This window comes from Bordetella genomosp. 13, assembly GCF_002119665.1.
Lineage (GTDB): Bacteria > Pseudomonadota > Gammaproteobacteria > Burkholderiales > Burkholderiaceae_B > Bordetella.
Window position 1 is genome coordinate 2,825,672 of sequence record NZ_CP021111.1, and the last position, 17,797, is coordinate 2,843,468.

General features: G+C 68.1%; 20 protein-coding genes. 9 read left to right on the forward strand and 11 right to left on the reverse strand.

The window, feature by feature from the left end; genetic code table 11:
* Window positions 1–20: 20 nt before the first annotated feature.
* From CAL15_RS12725 to CAL15_RS12735, 3 genes are all read right to left on the reverse strand, one after another.
* Window positions 21–587: a hypothetical protein gene (locus CAL15_RS12725; RefSeq protein WP_086078928.1), complete on the reverse strand. Its 567-nt coding sequence runs from the start codon at window positions 585–587 to the stop codon at window positions 21–23.
* Window positions 588–630: 43 nt separating this feature from the next.
* Window positions 631–1,980, reverse strand: coding sequence for a carotenoid oxygenase family protein (locus tag CAL15_RS12730; RefSeq protein WP_086078929.1), 1,350 nt, complete (start codon window positions 1,978–1,980; stop codon window positions 631–633).
* A 234-nt stretch (window positions 1,981–2,214) separates the two neighbouring features.
* Window positions 2,215–3,732, reverse strand: coding sequence for a M81 family metallopeptidase (locus tag CAL15_RS12735; RefSeq protein ID WP_232467953.1), 1,518 nt, complete (start codon window positions 3,730–3,732; stop codon window positions 2,215–2,217).
* A gap of 95 nt (window positions 3,733–3,827) precedes the next feature.
* On the opposite strand from CAL15_RS12735, the gene CAL15_RS12740 reads away from it, so the two are divergent.
* The 6 genes from CAL15_RS12740 (at window position 3,828) to CAL15_RS12765 (ending at window position 7,367) form a co-directional block, all read left to right on the forward strand.
* The gene (locus CAL15_RS12740) at window positions 3,828–4,784 is read left to right on the forward strand and encodes a LysR family transcriptional regulator (protein ID WP_232467954.1); all 957 of its coding nucleotides are present in this window, start codon (window positions 3,828–3,830) and stop codon (window positions 4,782–4,784) included.
* A gap of 111 nt (window positions 4,785–4,895) precedes the next feature.
* Entirely contained in the window at window positions 4,896–5,804 is a 909-nt protein-coding gene (locus CAL15_RS12745) for a tripartite tricarboxylate transporter substrate-binding protein (RefSeq protein WP_086078932.1), read from the forward strand.
* 12 nt (window positions 5,805–5,816) lie between these two features.
* Window positions 5,817–6,014 carry a DUF3606 domain-containing protein gene (locus tag CAL15_RS12750; RefSeq protein WP_086078933.1) on the forward strand — a complete coding sequence of 66 codons (198 nt, stop codon included), beginning with the start codon at window positions 5,817–5,819 and terminating at the stop codon, window positions 6,012–6,014.
* A gap of 96 nt (window positions 6,015–6,110) precedes the next feature.
* Window positions 6,111–6,194, forward strand: a complete 84-nt coding sequence (locus tag CAL15_RS24875) for a hypothetical protein (RefSeq protein ID WP_086078934.1) — start codon at window positions 6,111–6,113, stop codon at window positions 6,192–6,194.
* Window positions 6,195–6,353: 159 nt separating this feature from the next.
* On the forward strand, window positions 6,354–6,704 hold the full coding sequence (locus tag CAL15_RS12760) for a cupin domain-containing protein (RefSeq protein ID WP_086078935.1): 351 nt from the start codon (window positions 6,354–6,356) through the stop codon (window positions 6,702–6,704).
* Between the two features lie 66 nt (window positions 6,705–6,770).
* Window positions 6,771–7,367, forward strand: coding sequence for a biotin transporter BioY (locus tag CAL15_RS12765; RefSeq protein ID WP_232467955.1), 597 nt, complete (start codon window positions 6,771–6,773; stop codon window positions 7,365–7,367).
* Between the two features lie 13 nt (window positions 7,368–7,380).
* Here CAL15_RS12765 and CAL15_RS12770 read toward each other — a convergent pair whose 3' ends face one another.
* The 8 genes from CAL15_RS12770 to CAL15_RS12805 all read right to left on the reverse strand — a co-directional run bounded on the left by CAL15_RS12770 (window position 7,381) and on the right by CAL15_RS12805 (window position 14,256).
* The gene (locus CAL15_RS12770) at window positions 7,381–8,295 is read right to left on the reverse strand and encodes an NAD(P)-dependent oxidoreductase (RefSeq protein ID WP_086078936.1); all 915 of its coding nucleotides are present in this window, start codon (window positions 8,293–8,295) and stop codon (window positions 7,381–7,383) included.
* Complete coding sequence (locus tag CAL15_RS12775; protein WP_157666654.1) at window positions 8,292–9,293, reverse strand: Bug family tripartite tricarboxylate transporter substrate binding protein; 1,002 nt, start codon at window positions 9,291–9,293, stop codon at window positions 8,292–8,294. The genes CAL15_RS12770 and CAL15_RS12775 overlap by 4 nt, the downstream gene beginning before the upstream one ends.
* Before the next feature lie 41 nt (window positions 9,294–9,334).
* Window positions 9,335–10,294 (reverse strand): TRAP transporter substrate-binding protein, encoded by a 960-nt coding sequence (locus CAL15_RS12780; protein ID WP_086078938.1) that lies wholly within the window; start codon window positions 10,292–10,294, stop codon window positions 9,335–9,337.
* Window positions 10,291–11,301, reverse strand: a complete 1,011-nt coding sequence (locus CAL15_RS12785; RefSeq protein ID WP_086078939.1) for a Bug family tripartite tricarboxylate transporter substrate binding protein — start codon at window positions 11,299–11,301, stop codon at window positions 10,291–10,293. Before CAL15_RS12785 ends, CAL15_RS12780 begins: the two co-directional genes overlap by 4 nt.
* Before the next feature lie 63 nt (window positions 11,302–11,364).
* The gene (locus CAL15_RS12790) at window positions 11,365–12,138 is read right to left on the reverse strand and encodes an SDR family NAD(P)-dependent oxidoreductase (RefSeq protein ID WP_086078940.1); all 774 of its coding nucleotides are present in this window, start codon (window positions 12,136–12,138) and stop codon (window positions 11,365–11,367) included.
* Window positions 12,135–12,647, reverse strand: a complete 513-nt coding sequence (locus CAL15_RS12795) for a VOC family protein (RefSeq protein WP_086078941.1) — start codon at window positions 12,645–12,647, stop codon at window positions 12,135–12,137. Before CAL15_RS12795 ends, CAL15_RS12790 begins: the two co-directional genes overlap by 4 nt.
* A gap of 67 nt (window positions 12,648–12,714) precedes the next feature.
* The gene (locus CAL15_RS12800) at window positions 12,715–13,128 is read right to left on the reverse strand and encodes a cupin domain-containing protein (protein WP_086078942.1); all 414 of its coding nucleotides are present in this window, start codon (window positions 13,126–13,128) and stop codon (window positions 12,715–12,717) included.
* A gap of 51 nt (window positions 13,129–13,179) precedes the next feature.
* On the reverse strand, window positions 13,180–14,256 hold the full coding sequence (locus CAL15_RS12805; RefSeq protein ID WP_086078943.1) for an Ldh family oxidoreductase: 1,077 nt from the start codon (window positions 14,254–14,256) through the stop codon (window positions 13,180–13,182).
* A gap of 132 nt (window positions 14,257–14,388) precedes the next feature.
* Between CAL15_RS12805 and CAL15_RS12810 the strand changes: the two genes are divergently transcribed.
* From CAL15_RS12810 to CAL15_RS12820, 3 genes are all read left to right on the forward strand, one after another.
* Window positions 14,389–15,384: a LysR family transcriptional regulator gene (locus CAL15_RS12810; RefSeq protein ID WP_198299041.1), complete on the forward strand. Its 996-nt coding sequence runs from the start codon at window positions 14,389–14,391 to the stop codon at window positions 15,382–15,384.
* A gap of 31 nt (window positions 15,385–15,415) precedes the next feature.
* On the forward strand, window positions 15,416–16,318 hold the full coding sequence (locus CAL15_RS12815) for a LysR family transcriptional regulator (protein WP_086078945.1): 903 nt from the start codon (window positions 15,416–15,418) through the stop codon (window positions 16,316–16,318).
* Between the two features lie 97 nt (window positions 16,319–16,415).
* Window positions 16,416–17,771: an arylsulfatase gene (locus CAL15_RS12820; RefSeq protein WP_086078946.1), complete on the forward strand. Its 1,356-nt coding sequence runs from the start codon at window positions 16,416–16,418 to the stop codon at window positions 17,769–17,771.
* Window positions 17,772–17,797: the final 26 nt, after the last annotated feature.

Consider the following 17,797-nt stretch of genomic DNA (forward strand, 5'->3'; position numbering starts at 1 on the left):
AGCCAACCGCCCCCTGGTGCTCAACCTTGCGTACCCCCGGCCACCTCTGCCCTGGCCCGCTTCGGATACCACTTGGTGAACATGAAGGCGCCATACAGGGCCGCGATCGTCACGACGATGGCGATGGCGTGCGGCAGCTGCGGCGCATACACCAGCAACAGGTCGGCCGCCACCATCAGCGCGAAGGCCGCCGCCCACGCCGCGGTGATGATGTAATTGGCGCGGATGAACGCCGGCGTATCCCAGGCCTGCTCCGGCGTCCTTTCCCGCGCATACTGCATCGTGAATGGCCGGCGGACCGCCAGCGAGATCAGCACGATCAGCAGCAGGCCGCCATCGACGCGCAGCCGCACCGAGGCAATGAGCCAGCTGTCCGCGCCCTCCGACATCGCGAAGGCCGCCAGGCCCGCGAACAGGATGAAGGTGCCGACCTCGAGGATCTTCACCTGGCGCTCGCCGCTGAGCGCATCGCGCAGCAGCAGCACCGCCGATGCGATCGCGGCGGCGATCAGTCCGGGCACGATGCCGAGAATGCGCTCGATGATCACGAACGCGATGAAGGGCGAGAATGCCAAAAGCAATGCCATGACGAACTCCTCACAGAGAGTACGCAGGGCAATGGCGGCGCCTCTACAGCGCCATCCAGTTGCCGTGCAGGCCCGCGGGCACCCGCCGGGGAAGGCGGATGACGGCCACGGGTTCCGCGGCGGGATCGCGCGCATCCAGGATCAGGAAGCGGCCCTCGTGGCTGTTCGCGTCGTGGGTGAAGGCGAACAGATAGCCGTCTTCCTCGTTCTTGCCGTGGGGGTCCGCCACGAACACCGGTTCGCCCGTGGTCACGCCGGCGGGCAGGCGATGGACGCGCTTCTCGCCGGTCTGCAGGTCATAGCGCGCGATGGCCTCGAATGCGCCGGGCTGCGGGGCCTCGTCGGGACGCGGGTCTCGCAGGCCCACGTAGCCCCAGCGCGCCTTGCGGCCCAGGTACGCGTCGTTGATGCGGCCGAACTCGCAGGCGCGCTCGTCCAGCGTCGCGTCCACCACGGAACCGCCGTGCATGTCGATCACGATGCGATGCAGCTCCAGGCGCCGCTTGCCCGGGCCCAGCGAGAACGAGTCATACCAGGGCATGGTCACTTCGATCCGGCCATCCTCTTCGAACGCGTTGACCGTATGCCAATGGAAGAAGGCGGGACCATCGATCCAGCGCACGTCCCTGGCCGAGTTCGCGTCGCGCGGAATCAGCGCGATGCGCGATCCGCGATCGGGCTTCCATTCGGCCGGCGGACCGCCGCGCGAGAAGTCGAATACCAGCGGGCACAGGAAGGCGACGACGTAGTTGGCCGTGATGGCGATGTCGTGCACCATGGCCGGCCACGGCGAGGCCATCGGCACGCAGCGGTCCAACTCACCGGTACGCGCGACGCGCAGGTAATGCAGCGTGCCCGCGCGCAGGTCATAGGACAGCGACAGCAGTTCGCCGGTGGCGGGGTCCAGCTTGGGATGGGCGGACATCGCGCCCGGCAGCCTGCCGTGGTCGTCGAACGCGCCCACGGTATCCAGCTCGGCGTCCATTTCGTAGGGGAGGCCGCCTTCGTACAGCGCCAGGAATCGGCCCGCGTGGCGCACGATGCTGGTATTGGCCAGGTTGGCGTGCGGCGGCGGACCGAAGGTTGGGTTGTAGAGCCGGCGTCCCGCTGCCATCTCTTCGTTGAATTCGCGCGTGCGCACCCACCGATTGCGATAGCGTGCGCGGCCGTGGTCCAGGTAGACCGCGTGGATCATGCCCGTGCCGTCGAAGGGATAGTGGTAGCCCGGGCCGGGCTCGAACGCGGGATTGGGCCCGTTGCGCATGAACACGCCGCGCAGCCCTTGGGGCAGTTCGCCCTCGATACACAGGTCCACGTCGTCCCGCTCGTCGAACACCGGCGCCAGCGCGCCGGCCAATGCGGGATCGGCGCTATGCCAGGACTCCATTCGCATGGTGCTCTCCGGCCAACGGGCGAGCCGCGACGCTCGCCCTCGAGTAAGTGATGGACCGACTGTAGACCAAACTCGTACCCGGCAGTTGGGAAACCGCCCGCTCAGGGCGCCATTGCGCTGCCCGGCGCGGCCACATCATCCGTACGGTCTCGATATATCGCCGGATGCGGGAGGCTCCATGTTGCGGCTATGCCTCGGCAACATGTGCCGATGCGCGGCACGAGCCGAATGGCGTCAAGGCCGCAGCCGCGTCGCGGGGGAGAGCTTCTTCCATGGCAGGTCGCCGGGGTCGACCAGCAGCGCGCCCGGCGCAAGCGCGAACAGCACATCGGTCTCGGGCGTTTCCACCAGCCGGTCGAAGTCCGCGCGGAAGTGATGCGAACTCTTCACCACCACGATCTTCATCGCTTCGGGGTCCACGCCCACCATGCGGAAGAGCTCGCGGTCCTGCGCGCCGATCCGGCCGCTGGCCACCACCACCAGTATCCCTTCGATCTCCAGGCACGCGCTAGGGCCCAGCCGGGTCTGGAAGCCGGTCATCTTCGGGCCTTTGAAGGTCGCGATGCCGTCGGACAGCGCCCGCACGCGATAAGGTCCCGCCACGGGCGGTTCGCTGGGGCCCGCGGGGGTCTGCATCGATTCGCCCAGGGCGCATTCGATCTCCTGGCCCACCCCGGCCCGGTGCGCCAGCGCGGCCGCAGCGGGGTCATACAGCACCGCCAGCGCCACACGGCCCGGATACACATGACCAGCCTTCGCGTCCAGCAGCGCATGCAGCACCCCTGTCGTGGAGCTGCTGCCTCCGATGCCCGGATTGTCCTGCGTGTCCGCGATCACGATGGCGCGGGGGCTGGCGGCGGCGCGCTCGATCGCTTGCTTCACGGCCTCGGCCGCGCTCTGGGCGGTCAGGCGCCACTGCGTCGGCTCGGCGATGCGCTCGTGCAGCGCCTGCAGGGCTTCGTGCGCACGCTCGCCATGCACCCATATCACCGGCGCGCACTCCTCGAAGTCCGATGCGGGAAAGCCCATGCAGAAACTCGAGACGGTGCCGAACTTTTCATCGACCGACTCCAGCAGTTCATAGCAGCCCTTGGCCGGCTGCGAGGCCGTGCCCTGCGAGTTGATCGAGATCAGGTACGGCAGGCGCGCCCACCGCATGGGTTCGCGTCGCCCGTACTGGATGATGCGATCGAGCAGTTCCGCGGCGCGTTCGCCGGTCTTGACGTAGTCGATGTGCGGGTAAGTACGGAATGCGACCAGGCCGTCCGCATGCTCGAGCATCGCGCGGGTCACGTTGGCATGCAGGTCCAGGCTCGCCACGATGGGCACCGAAGGGCCGACCACGCGCCGGATGCGCGTGAGCAGTTCGCCCTCGGCATCGTCGTACGTCTCCGACAGCGCGGCGCCATGCAGTTCCAGGTAGATCGCGTCGAAATCCCGCCGCTCGACGTCGGCAAGTATGGAGGAACAGATCTTCTCGAACGCCTCATCGGTGATGTACGACGATGGCACGGCGCCGCACCAGAAGCCGGGCGCCAGGGTCCAGCCGCGCGCGCGTGCCTGCCGCGCGAAGCCGGTCGCGGACACGTCGACCGTGTCCAGCATCTCGATGGTGGCCTGCCCGTGCGTAGGCTTGGGGAACATCTCGCCGCGCTCGAAGGCGGCCCAGTCGGCGCGATTGGACGCAAAGGTATTGGTCTCGTGCTTGAATCCTGCTATTAGTACGCGCATGCCGGTTCCCTTCGGTTTCATTGCCGGCATTCTTGATCCGGCATACCGGCCAGGACAATCCATTTATAGTGCGGCAGCCCCCAGCGAAACTAATGAGCCCGAGTTCCCCCGCATCCTTGTCTCCGTCGGTTCTCGCGTGGTTGCGCTGCTTCGATGCCGCTGCGCGCTGCGGCAGCTTCACCAGGGCTGCGCTCGAACTGCACGTCTCGCAAGGCGCCGTCAGCCAGCAGGTGAAGAAGCTGGAAGACCGCGTCGGCCATGTGCTGCTGCGCCGCACGCCCGCCGGACTGACGCTTACCCCCGAAGGTGAACAGCTGGCGGCGGCCACCCGAGATTCGTTCAGGGCACTGGAATCGGCCTTGCAGCGCCTGCATGCCGCGCACGTCGGCGAGCCCGTCAACGTCAGTTGTTCGCCCTCGTTCGCCATGTTCTGGCTGACGCTGCGGCTGGGCAATTTCTATCGTGTCCATCCCGATATGGCGTTGCGCATCATCGGCGAATCCGACACGGCGGACCCCGCGCGCATGGCGCAGGACAACATCGCGGCGGCCATACGGTTCGAAACCGCCGACGGAAATAGCGACGATGCCGTCACCCTGTTCGACGAATGGCTGGTGCCCGTGGCCACGCCCGCCTTCATGCAGGAAAATCCGGGGCTGCGCGAAGCCGGCGACCTGCGCGGCACGCACCTGCTGCACGCGGCGGACCCGTGGGAAGGCACCGAACCGACCGAGGAGTGGGCCAGGTGGCTGGCCGCCGTGGGCGTGCCGGTTCCGGCCACCGCATTGCGGCTGGGCACGCAATTCAATCATTCGCTGCTGGCCATGCAGGCCGCGCTGGGCGGCCAGGGCATCGCCATGGGCAGGCTGGCGCTGGTGCTGCGTTACCTGATGCAGGGCCGGCTGGTGGTGCCGTTTCGCCAACGCGTGCGCCTGCAGGCGTCGTATCAATTCATCGGCAGTCCCTCGCACCCCGAAGCCGCCACCCTCCTGTCCTGGCTGCAGGACGAGGCCCGCCAGTTCATGCAGCAGCGCGACGCGCTGTTCGACACCGAGCAGATCGCCATCAGCTGAACGGCATCCGGGCATTAGCGCCACTGCACCCCGCCGCAACAAAAGTGGCTTGTGTCGAAAACGGCCGCTGTCCAAGAATAGCGGCACACAAGACGACAAGGGGTTTGAATCATGATCGCTGCGAAAGCAGGAAGAGCCTTTGCCTGCGGCCTGCTGTTGTCGCTGGCCGCGTTGCCGGCATGGGCGGCCGACACGTCGCGTCCCATACGCCTGATCGTACCGACGCCGCCCGGATCGGCATCCGACGCGCTGGCGCGCGCGATGTCGGCGCCCTGGGGCAAGGCAAGCGGCCGCGCCATCGTGGTCGAGAACGTGGTGGGCGCGGGCACAACGATCGGCACCCGCCAACTCGCGCGGGCCGCCGCCGACGGCCTGACGCTGGGCTTGATCAGCTCGAACCACACCATGAACCCGTGGCTGTACAAGAACCTGCCGTACGACGCACTGGCCGACTTCACACCCATTGCGATGATAGGCACCGTGCCGGCCATCCTCGTGGCAAACCCACGGATTACGGCCAACACGCCGTCCGAACTGGCCGCGCTGTCCAGGTCCGCGACGACGCCGCTCGCCGAGGGAGTGGTCTCGGGCACCATCTATCACCTGGCCGGCGAGGTGTTCAAGCAGCAGGCCGGCGTGGTCACCAATCCGATCCCGTACAAGGGCTCCGCGCAGGTGGTCAACGACCTGCTGGGCGGCATCCTGGACGTGGGTCTGGTCGCGGTCCAGAGCGGAGCGCCGCAGGTCGCGGCGGGAAAACTCAAGGGCCTGGCCGTGACCACCGCCCAGCGCAGCGCCATGGCGCCGCAGGTGCCGACGCTGCGGGAAAGCGGCCTGCCGGATTTCGACGTCGAGACCTGGATGGCCGTGGTGGGGCCGGCGGGCCTTGGCGAGGCGGACGTCGCGGCACGCCGCAAGGAACTGGCGCAGGCGCTTGCCGATGGCGAACTGCAGCGAGCCATGCGCGCACAGGCTGACACCAGCAGGCACGGCGCTTGCTTCGGTTCGGGTTCGCAGTAAAGGAGAACCGTCATGACTGACAATCTGAACAATCGCGGACCGCAGGACCGTTCACGCATCAACGTAGAGGAAGAATGGGAGTGCCGCTACTGGAGCGAGAAGCTGGGGGTGACCGATGATCAGCTGCGGGAGGCCGTGCACCAGGTGGGCACGTCGGTGGAAGACGTGACTGCGTATCTGCAGACGCCGGCAACGGGCAGGACCAGTTGACTCCGGCCCCCGCCTGAAGACCGCTGCCGCGACCCGGCGGCGGCCGCGTTGAAAGCCCCTGCGGAATGCTCATCGAAACCCGAAAAAGGACGCCTCATGAAAATCCTCCTGTGGATCATCGCCATCATCTTCCTCGTCGGCCTGCTTACCGTGACGGGCGTGTTGAATCTGATCTTTTGAGCGGCACGCCTTGAACGGGCGACGGGCCACGCGGCCCGGCTGCCCGCCTTGCGCAGAGGCGGCTCGGGCGCCGGCCGTTATCGGATGCGCCTATTGACCACCGCCCACCGCAACGCATACTTTTGAGCCCCGGTTCATATCAGAGATACGAGGCTCGCTTTGTCCATCACCGTTCTTTCCCAGACCGCACAGATCACCGACCTGCAGGATGAGGGTCCGGTCGCCGCGCCCGTCAGCCAGCCCGCCGTCACCACCGTGGGCCGCGAAGTCCATGTGGAAGGCATGGGCGAAAACCGCAGCGGCGTATGGGAATGCCAGCCGGGCACTTTCAAGCGTCATCTGGCCAATGCCGAACTGATGCACATCCTGGCGGGCAAGTGCACGTTCACCCCCGAAGGCGGCGAGCCGGTCGAGTTCGGCGCGGGCGACACGGTGTACTTCCCGGCGAACACGCGCGGCGTGTGGAATGTGGAGACCGCCCTGCGCAAGGTATACGCCATCTTCGGCTGACGCCACCGCTGGCGCCGCCCGCACACACCCGACCATACACTGGCCCCCCGCCAACGAAGGATTACCGTGTCCCATCCCCTGCCTGCTCAACGCCCGCCCATCGTGTCGGCGCGCTCCCCTTCCGCCAGGCTGGCGCTGCTCGCCATCGGCGTGCTGCTGCTGTCGCTGTCCTCGTACGTCGCCATCCCCATGGCGCCGGTACCCATCACCATGCAGACACTCGCTGTCACCCTGGTCGGCGCGCTGTATGGGTGGCGCATGGGCACGGTCAGCGTGGCCGTGTGGCTGGCGCTCGGCGCGGCGGGCTTGCCCGTGCTGGCCGATGGCGGGTCGGGCCTGCAGAAGTTCATGGGTCCCACGGCCGGCTATCTGTTCGCCTTTCCGCTGGCCGCGGCGCTGGCCGGCGGCCTGGTGCAGCGCGGCTGGGACGGCGGCCGCCTGGGCCTGGCCTTTGCCGCGATGCTGGCCGCCACCGCGCTGTGCCTGTTGTTCGGCGGCGCCTGGCTGGCCGTCACCATAGGCTGGGAGAAGGCGCTGATGAAGGGCGTGGCGCCGTTCGTGCCGGGCGGTGTGATCAAGTCCCTGGCCGCGGCGCTGGTGCTGAAGGTCGTGCATGCGCACGGGTATGGGCGCGCGCCCTATGGCGGCGCGGACTCGGCCTGACCGCGGAACCCCATCAACGTCCCCGCCGCGCGATCGCCTGGATGATGGCTGCGTTGTCGAGCTGGCCTTCCCCTTCTCGCATGCATTCCTCCAGCAACTGCACGTAGACTTCCGCGAACGGCAATCGCTGCTCGCGGGCGCCGGCCTGCGCCAGGATCAGGCGGAAATCCTTCAGGCTCTGGTCCACCCGGCTTTGAGGCGGATGGAACCGGCGCTGCGCCATGGCCGCTCCCTTGACCTCCATGACGCGCGAGTAAGCCGCCGACCCTATCAGCACTGACAGGAAGTCGGTCGGATCCAGCCCCAGGCGCGCGGCAAATTGCAGCCCCTCGGCCATGGCCGCGCGATTCAGGCCCAGCACCAGGTTGACCGCCAGTTTGGCGCGCGCGGCATTGCCGGACGCACCCATGACGTAACGGCGCGGGCACAGCGCGTCCAGCACGGGCGCGGCTCGCGCCAGGTCCTGCTCGCGCCCGGCCACCAGCCCCACGGCCTCGCCCTTCGCCAGCGTCTGGCTGGTGCCTGAAATGGGAGACTCGACGAAAGGCAGGCCCTGCGCGGCGCACCGGAGGCCCAGGACGGCAATGCGTTCCGGATCGCAGGTGCTGATGCAGACCACGGCCGGCGCGCGGCCGGCGGCCAGCGCCGCGGCGACGATGCCGCACGGCCCGAACAGGGCCTGCTCCACCTGGTCCGTGTCGAATACCGCCAGGACGATGGCGTCGCACTGCCTGCCCAGGTCCGCGAGCGACCGTGCGGCTTCGCGGCCTGCATGACTCGCTGCGGCGAACGCCGCGCACCGCAATGCGTCCACGTCGTAGCCCACCAGGCCGAAACCCGCCTGGGCCAGCCGCTGCGCGCTGGCCGTGCCCATCAGCCCCAACCCCGCGATGCCGACCGTCCGTACGGCCTGGGGATCGGCCCTCATTGCGGTTTTATCCCGGCGCTGCGGATGGCCTGCCCCACGCGCGCATAGCCTTCGCGCGTCAGGGCGCCCAGCTCGGCCGGCGTCGAAGAGACCGGCTCGAGGCCGAGCGCGGCCAGGCGCTCGCGCACGGCGGGATCGGCCACCGCCTTGGCCACTTCCGCATGCAGGCGCTCCACGATGTCGGCGGGCGTGCCCTTGGGCGCATACAGGCCCAGCCACGTGGAAAAGCGGAATACGTGGGCGCCGGCCTCGGCGAAGGTAGGCACGTCAGGCAGCAGCGCCGAACGCTGCTCGTTGGGCTGCGCCAGAGCGCGCAGCCTGCCATCCTTGATGAAGGGCAGCGCCACCGACACCGCCGAAAACATCATGGGCAGCTGCCCGCCCGCCACGTCGGTGGTGGCCTGCGTCGCCCCCTTGTAAGGCACGTGGGCGAACGACGCGCCATTGCCGGCGGCGAACAGCTCCATTGCGATGTGGTGCGGACTACCGATGCCCGCCGTCGCATAATCGATCTTGCCCGGCCTGGCGCGCGCCTGCGCCAGCAGCTCGGGCACGGTCTTCGCGCCGAAGCCGCTGTTGGCGACCAGCACCCAGGCGATGTTGGCCATCTGGCTGACGGGCGCGAAATCATTGAGCGGATCGAAGCTGACCTTGTCCGACAGGTTGACCGCGTAATTCAGCACGCTGTCGGTGATGCCGCCCAGCGTGTAGCCGTCCGGGGCGGCGCGCGCGACGCGCTCCGCGCCCAACAGGCCGGACACGCCCGCATGGTTCTCGACGATGAACGTCTGCTTCATGTTCTCGCCCATCCTGGCCACCACCACGCGGGTCGCCACGTCGGCGGCGCTGCCCACCTGCAGCGGCACGATGACCTGGATGGGCTTGGCCGGCCATGCCTGCTGCGCCATGGCGCCGCCGCCGGTCAATGCAAGGCTTGCCAGCAGGATGGCCCCCGCGCCGCGGCGCGTTCGGGTAAGGCGCGGTGTCGTCGTGCTCATGATTTGTCTCCTATCTGGCTCGATGCCTCGGATCGCGCGGATCATCCCAGCCTGCCGACCTCGGTCTCGAGCAGGTTCCACACGCGCGAGCCCAGTTCGTCTTTCCACTGGCGGTAGAAGCCGCCGGCCAGCCGCTGCCGGAAGCTGCCGGTGTCGGCCGTGTTGAACTGGAGCCCACGCTGGCGCAGGGTGCCCGCCAGCGCCTCGTTCAGCGCGATGGTGTGGCTGCGCTGGCGGCCCACGTGCAGCTTGACGTTGCGCAGGACGATCTCGCGCACGTCTTCGGGCAGCGAGTGCCAGAAGCCCAGATTCCCCACGATGTTGAAGCCCGACCACATGTGCGAGGTCAGGGATACATGGGTGACCACCTCGTGCAAGCGCAGCGAATCCAGGATGGCCAGGGGATTCTCCTGGGCCTGCAGCCGCCCTGTCTTCAGCGCGTCGTACAGCTCGAGCACGAACAGCGGCACCGGATCGGCCCCGAGCGTGCGGAACGTTTCCTCGAACACTTTGCCTTCCGGAATGCGGATGGACAGCCCCTCGAGGTCGCTGGCGCCGGCGATCACGCGACCGGTGGTGGCGATGTGCCGAAAGCCGTTCTCCATCAGCCCGTGCGGCATCAGCCACAGACCGCGCGCGGCGAGATCGCCGCGCAGCGCATCGCCCAGCGCGCCATCCATGGCGCGGTACACCTCGTCGTTGTCGCGAAAGGCGAAAGGCAGGCTCTGCACGTTCATCGCGGGCGCCAGCGGTCCCAGTATGCTGCCCATCAGCGCATAGAACTGGATCTCGCCGTCGATCACGGCCTCCACGATCTCGAGATGCGATTTCTTCAGGCCGCCGTTGTCCGGCACGACCTCGATATCGACCCGTCCCGCGGTCTCTTCCCGCACGGCGTTCCATAGGTCGACCAGGAAGGGATGCACGTGGCTCGCGGCGGGCTGATAGTGGAACTGGCGGCCGCGCCAACGGGCGGCCGTAGATGGAGTGGCAGCTTTCATTCCGCTTCTATCCCCGCCCGCTTCACCACCTCGCCCATGCGCCGATAGTCGTCGGCCATGTAGGTCGCCATCTGCTGCGGCGTCATCACGAAAGGGTCGATGCCGTTCTCGGACAGCCGCGCGATGGTGTCGGGGGACTTCAGCACCCGGGCCAGTTGCTCGGACAGCCGCTGCACGACGGGATCGGGCGTTCCCGCGGGCGCGACGATGCCTATCCATGACGCGTAGTCGTAGCCCGCCACGCCGGACTCGGCCACGGTGGGCAGGTCGGGCAGGATGGGCGTGCGCTGCGCCCCGGCCACCGCGATGGGACGCAGCTTGCCGGCCTTTACCAGCGGCAGCACGGTGCCGATGGCGTTGAACATCACCTGCACCTCCCCGGCCGCCAGGCCCACCGCCGCCGGGCTGGCGCCCTTGTAGGGCACGTGCATCATCTTCACGCCGGCGCCGGATTCGAACATCGCCATGGCGATGTGCTGCGGACTGCCCACGCCGCCGGTCGAATACGACACCTTGCCGGGATTGGCCTTCACATAGTCCAGCAGCTCGCGCACGTTGTTCACCGGCAGCGAGGGATGCACCACCAGCACCGTGGGCAGCACGGCCACCATGCCCACCGGCCGGAACTGCGCGGCCGGGTCATAGCCGACCTTGCGCACGTGCGGCAGCACGCCGAGGATGGCGTTGTTGCAGCCGCACAGTGTGTAGCCGTCCGGCGCGGCGCGAGCCACTTTCTCGGCGCCGATGGCGCCGGAGGCGCCGGTCTGGTTCTCCATGACCAGAGGTTGTCCCAATGGCCCCGCCAGCCGCTCGATGACGATGCGCAGCGCCACGTCGGAGGCACTGCCGGTGGCCAGCGGCGTGACCAGCGTAACCGGCCGCTGGGGCCAGGCCTGCGCGCCGGCCGGTGCCGGGGTCAATGCGGTCGCCAGTGCCGCGACGCCGAACAATGAAGCGGCCAGGCCCGCGCGCAAGCGACGGCCCGCCGTGTCGAAACAGTGGTTCATGTCTCTCCTCCTGTCGTGGTGGGCGTCCCGTCTGGCGGGGACTATCCCGTGGGTGGAACATCGCTACAGCATGACGCGCGCTCCGTTGGTGTCCAGGTTCACGCCCGATACGAACGAGGCGCCATCCGATGCCAGATACAGCATGGCAGCGACGTGGTCGTCGACCGTTGCCAGCCGCCGCAGCGGCACCTGGGCCGCGATGCGGTCCAGGTCCTCCTGCGACCGCAACGCCGCCACGCGCGGCGTCAGCGTCGTCAATGGCGCGATGGTGTTGGCGGTGATGCCGTGCGGTCCCAGCTCGTAGGCGAGAAAGCGCGTCAGTTGCGTGACGCCGGCCTTGGCCGCGCCGTATGCCGGCGAGGACGCCGCATGCACCGTGCGCCCCGAGATCGACGTCACGTTGATGATGCGCCCCGCGCGCGACTGTTTGAGCGGCGCGATGGCCGCGCGGCAGCACAGGAACACGCTGCGCAGATTGAGCGCCACGGTGCGGTCCCATTCCTCCAGGTCCATCTGTTCAACCGTCAGCAGCTTGCGGTAGCCGCCCGCGCAGTTGATCAGCACGTCCAGGCCCCGCCCGGTCGACTGGATGGCGTCGAAAGCCCTCGCCACCTGCGCCTCGTCCGTGATGTCCGCCGCCAGGCCCGTTGCACGTTCGCCGAGCTCGCCCGCGGCGGCCTTCACGCCTTCGGCATGGATGTCCAGCAGGAACACGTGCGCGCCCTGCGCGTGGAACGCGCGCGCCGCCTGCTCGCCAATGCCGCCCGCGGCGCCGGTGACGACGACGCTGCGGCCCGACAGTTCGGGATAGATCGCCATGCTTGCCTCGCGGGTCATTGTTCTATCGGTGCGCCAGCCCGTGGGCTCCCGCCCGCATCCGTCCAGCCCGGCACCCGTCCGGCCCGCACGGCTTCCTGCGCGGAGAAGTTCAGCTCGACCTTGATGCCGTTGATCGGCTCGCGCATGAAGAGCTGGTACAGGTCGGAGTTGTGCGCCTTGCGCTCGCTGAACGTGACGCCATTGCGCGTGAGACGTTCGATGAACTCGTCGATGTTCTCGCAGTTGAAGCACACGTGGTCGATGCGGCCCGAGCCCGGCGCTCCCGCTGCGGAATAGTCTTCGCCCTCCTTGTCGGTGGGCGTGCGCAGATAGGTGTCCTGGTGTTCGGAATGGCGCGCCTTGCCGATGTGCACCACGTCCTGCTCGCCGATGTACAGCCAGTACACCGGAAACCCGAACTCCGGGTGGTATCCATCGCGGAAACCCAGGTTCTGGCAGAACCAGTCGCGTGTGCCTTCGGGGTCGTGCGTAAGAATCAGGATGTGCTCCATGAATCGCAGTCCCATGCTCGTCTCCTCCTTGCATGATGGCCCGCGCCGGTGAGTGCGCGAGCGTGGCGTGACCGGCGTGCCCTCAGTTCTTGTGTTCGGCCGATACCGGCCGGGTCTCTCCGGTTGCCGTCAGCGTACGGGTTGCGTCGACGGATGCATAGATCCACAGGATCTTCATCGGCTGCGTGGTCGACAGGTTGCGAAAGCGGTGCGACACGTTGGGCGGTATCCAGGTGGTGTCCAGCGGCTTCAACCTGTGCTCCTGCCCGTCGATGTCCAGCATGGCGTCCCCCTCCAGCAGCATCACGCTTTCCTCGCAATTGTGGCTGTGGAACGGAATGGCCGTGGCTGGCGCGAATTCGGTGATGCCGTTGATGAATGCGCTGGCGCCCACGGCCGGACCGACCAGGGGCGTGGTGCGCGCTCCGCCGCCCCGGTCATGGCTCTTGATCTGGTCGGGACGCAGCACGGCGGGCTGTCGCGTGGCGGTATCCATGGCACGGTTCCTCGATGTAAAGGTTTCAGGTCGCGGGATTGAAGAACTCGATCATGATGCCGCCGCCTCCAGCGGCGCCACGTCCCACTGTCGCGCCAGGTCCCGCAGCTCGGCCACCAGTTCAGCGGCAAGGGGGATGCCATCGCGCGCATAGGCCTCGCGGCGCGCATGGCTTTGCTCGCCCGGCACCCAGATGCGGTCCACGCCCGGCAGGCGCTCGCTTGCCCGGAGGTCCCGCACCAGGCGGTCCACCGACGTCTTGAACGCCGCGGGGTCGCCGAACGCCTTGAGATCGATGACCAGGATGGCCTGGCCCGTATTAGTGACGGTGGCGTGATCCTTGTTGAAGTCCACCACGTCCCGCCCCATGGCGGCGCCCTGCAGCGTGCCGGCCAGTAGGCCTACGATCAGCGCCAGCCCGTAGCCCTTATAGCCGCCGATGGGCAGCAGGAACCCCTCGTGCGCACGCGTCGGATCCAGCAGCGGCCTGCCCTCGCGGTCGATCATCCAGCCCTCCGGCATGGGTTCGCCGCGCTTGGCCTTGGACTTCACCTTGCCATAGGCCGCCACAGTGGTTGCCATGTCGAGCACGACGGGCGGCTCGTGTCCGGCGGGTATGCCCGCGGCGATGGGATTGGTGGACAGCAGCATGTCGATGCCGCCCCAGGGCGGCAAGTGATTGGCGCTGCCCACCGCGAAGTACAGGCCGATCATGTCGTGCCTGACGGGCATGCGGGCATACAGCGACGCGGGTCCGGCGTGGTTGCTGCCTCGCGTGCCGACCCACGCCACGCCCGAGGCGGCAGCCTTGTCGATGGCCAGCTCCACCGCGCGCGACACCACCAGATGGCCCATGCCGTTGTCGCCATCGATCACGGCCATGCCGGGGCGTTCGCTGACCACGCGCATATCGGGCCGGGTGTTGATGCCGCCTGCCCGGATCCGCTTCACGTACTGCGGCAGGCGGATCACGCCGTGCCCGTCCGACCCTTGCAGGTCGGCCTCGGTCATCAGCCCCGCGACCTTGGCCGCGTCCGCGGCCGGCAGCCCCGCCGCCTGCAGCGAGCGATCGATGAACCCCGCCAGGCGCCCGGCTTGCACCAATACCGGTTTGTTATCCGTTGTCATGTTGTCTCGTGTGTGGCTTCGGCCTGCCCGCTTCATTTTTTAATGAAGTTTAGGAAGGTGGCATACTGGCGTCCAATGCTGAATTCGTCCTCCGCCATATCAACTCGATATGGTGCGAACCGGAGCCACGACGTGAACCTGCGCGCCCTGCGCTACTTCGTCGCCATCGCCGATGCGGGCAGCCTCACCGCCGCCGCGCAGGCCATCTCGATCGCGCAGCCCGCGCTCACGCGCCAGTTGCGCGAGCTCGAACAGGACCTGGGCGTGCAGCTGCTGCAGCGCACGCCGCGAGGCGTACTGCTGACGCAGGCCGGGGTGACGCTGTACGAGTCCGCGCAGCGCATGCTGGCCGAGGCCGCGCTGGTGCGCCGGCAGCTGGCCAGCCAGCCGACGGTGTCCGGCGCGTCCGTGGTGCTGGGGGTGTCGCCGACCCTGGCGCGCGTCGTGCTGCCGGGCCTGCTGGAGAATTTCCAGCGATCACGCGTGGACATCCAGCTGCGCGCGCGCGAGGCCTTCACGCCCGCCCTGCTCGACTGGCTCGAGCGGGGGATGGTGGACATGGCCGTGGTCACCAACCCCGATCCGGGGCGCATGCTGGCGCTTCACGCGCTGCTGGGCGAGCCCTTCGCGCTCGTCTCGCATCGGTCGCGGCGCATCGGGCCCATCGTGTCGATCGCGCAACTGGCGCGCATTCCGCTGTTCATGACGTCGCTGCATCGCGGCATCATCGAGCGGCAGCTGCGGCCCATGCGCGGCAAGCTGGATATCCAGGCCGAGATCGACTCGGTGGACTCCATCCGCGAGATGGTGCTGCGCGGCAGCTGCGCCACCATCATGCCCGTGTCGGTGTTCAAGGACAGGCAGTCGCTGCGCGAGCTGGCCATGTCCGAGATCTCCGGCGTGCAGCTCAATCGCCTGCTGGTGCTCGCCACGCGGATCGACTGGCGCGAGAACCCGGCGCTGCCGGTGGTGCAGGAGATGCTGCAGGCTGAATTCGCCAGATTGACCCGGCAGGGTGTGTTCAGCCTGTCGGCCGAACCGGCGGCGCCGGATGCGGCCGCATCGGACCGCGCCGCGGAGTCGCCGAAGGGCAGGCGTCCTGCCCGTGCGCGCTCGGTTATAGACTGAGCCGCGCCGCAGCAGCCTCAAGGAGCGGGCGATGCCCTTTTCCCTTCCCGACATCGACTATTTCCTCGCCGTGGTGCGCCACGGCCACCTGGGACGCGCCGCACAGGAATGCGGCGTTACCCAACCCGCCATCACCAAGGCGCTGCGCCGGCTGGAAGACACCGTGGGGGTGCTGCTGTTCGAACGCGGCGCGCATGGCGCCCGCCTGACCGGCGAAGGCCGGCTCTTTCACGAACAGGCGCGCCGCGTCAGCATGCAGCACGACGAACTGACGCGGGTGTCGGAAGAACTGCGCGCGCATCACAGCGGCCTGCTGCGGCTGGGCGTGACCAATCCCACCGGCGACAGCGATACCGTACGCGCCATGGCCGAGATGCTGCGCCGCCGTCCAGGCGTGCGCATCCGGCTGATCATCGGCAAGTCCGATGCGCTGAACGCCGCCATCCTGGCCGGCGACCTCGACCTGGCGGTGGTGCCCTGCCCTGCCGGCATCACGTACACGTGCGACCAGATCGATCTGGACCAGGACAGCATGCTGGTCGTGGCGCGCACCGGCCATCCTGTGCTGCAACACCCGCAGCCCGGCCTCGATACCCTAGCGGACTACGGATGGCTGATGCCCAGCCGCGACAGCGGCGCTCGCCGCACGATCTGCGCGCGCTACGAGCGAGCCGGCATGCCCGAGCCGCGCGTCATGGTCGAGGCCGAGTACATGTCCGAAGCGGCACTGGGCCTGGTCGCCGCCACCGACCTGCTGGCCCTGTGTCCCGCCATCAGCCTGCGCGCCTGGGCCGGCCGCATCGAAGCCGTACCGGTAGAACAGCTTGCCTTCACGCGACGGCTGCTCCTGCTGTCGCGGCCGGGCGGCCACTGGTCCGCGCTGATGGAAGCCTTCCGCGATCTGCTGCTGCGGTACAGCCGGCCGGCCGCCTGACGGCCGCGTACGGACTTACCCTATTCATTCCCGGCGGTAATCGCCAATCGCAACGGCAGGAATCGAGCGCGCCTTGCCCCGCTCCTATAGTGCGGCCATGGACTTCAAGCATCAGGAAGGCGCCGTGGCGAGACCGAACATCGTATTGATCGTGGCCGACAATCTCGGCTGGGGGGAACTGGGCTGTTATGGCGGCGGCGCGTTGCGCGGCGCTCCCACCGAGCGCATCGACGCGCTGGCCCGGCAGGGCATGCTGCTGCAGAACTTCAACGTCGAAAGCGACTGCGTGCCGACGCGCTCGGCGCTGATGACCGGCCGGCATCCCATCCGAACCGGCAGCCTGCAGTCGGTGCCGCCGGGCCTGCCGCAGGGCCTGACCCGCTGGGAAATCACGCTGGCGCAGCTGCTCGGCGCGCAGGGCTATGCCACGGCCCACTACGGCAAGTGGCACCTGGGAGACATCGAAGGCCGCTATCCGTCGGACCGCGGCTTCGACGAGTGGTACGGCATCCCGCGCACCACCGACGAAAGCCAGTTCACGTCGACGGTGGGCTTCGATCCCTCGGTGGCGGATATCCCGCACATCATGGAGGGAAAGGCCGGCGAGCCTTCCCGCAAGGTCAAGGTATATGACCTGGACTCGCGCCGCGGCATCGACGAGGAACTGGTCGAGCGCGCCGTGGACTTCATGACGCGCCATCACACAAGCAAGCGGCCGTTCTTCCTGTACCTGCCGCTGGTGCATATGCACTTCCCCACACTGCCGCATCCCGACTTCGCCGGCAGGACCGGGGCGGGCGACTTCGCGGATTCGATGGTCGAGATGGACCATCGCGTGGGACAGGTGATGGACGCGCTGGACCAGCTGGGCGCGGCCGACGACACGCTGTTCATCTTCTGCAGCGACAACGGCCCGGAGTTCCGCGCGCCCTATCGCGGAACGGCCGGCCCGTGGCGCGGCACGTACCACACGGCCATGGAAGGCAGCCTGCGCGTGCCCTTCATCGCCCGCTGGCCGGGCAGGATCGCCGCGGGACGGGTCAGCAACGAGATCGTCCACGTGACCGACCTGTTCACCACGCTGGCGGCCGTGGCCGGCGCGGAGATTCCGCGGGACCGGCCCATCGACGGCGTGGACCAGCTGGGCTTTCTGACCAGCGACGACCCGGCGGCCAAGTCCGCGCGCGAAGGCTTCCTGTTCTACATCAAGCAGGACATGCGCGCAGCCAAGTGGCGCGACTGGAAGCTGCATTTCTATTGGGAACCGGAGGTCAACGAAGGCAAGGGCAAGCTCGAATCGCCGTACCTGTTCAACATCACGCGCGACCCCAAGGAAGAGACCGACGTGCTGGTCTACAACACCTGGGTGCTGGGCCCGATCCTGAAGATGGTCAAGGCGTTCAACGACAGCGTGAAGGCGCATCCCAATACGCCGCCAGGCAAGGAAGACTGAAGCGCCGCGCGTCGGAGCCGGGCAAG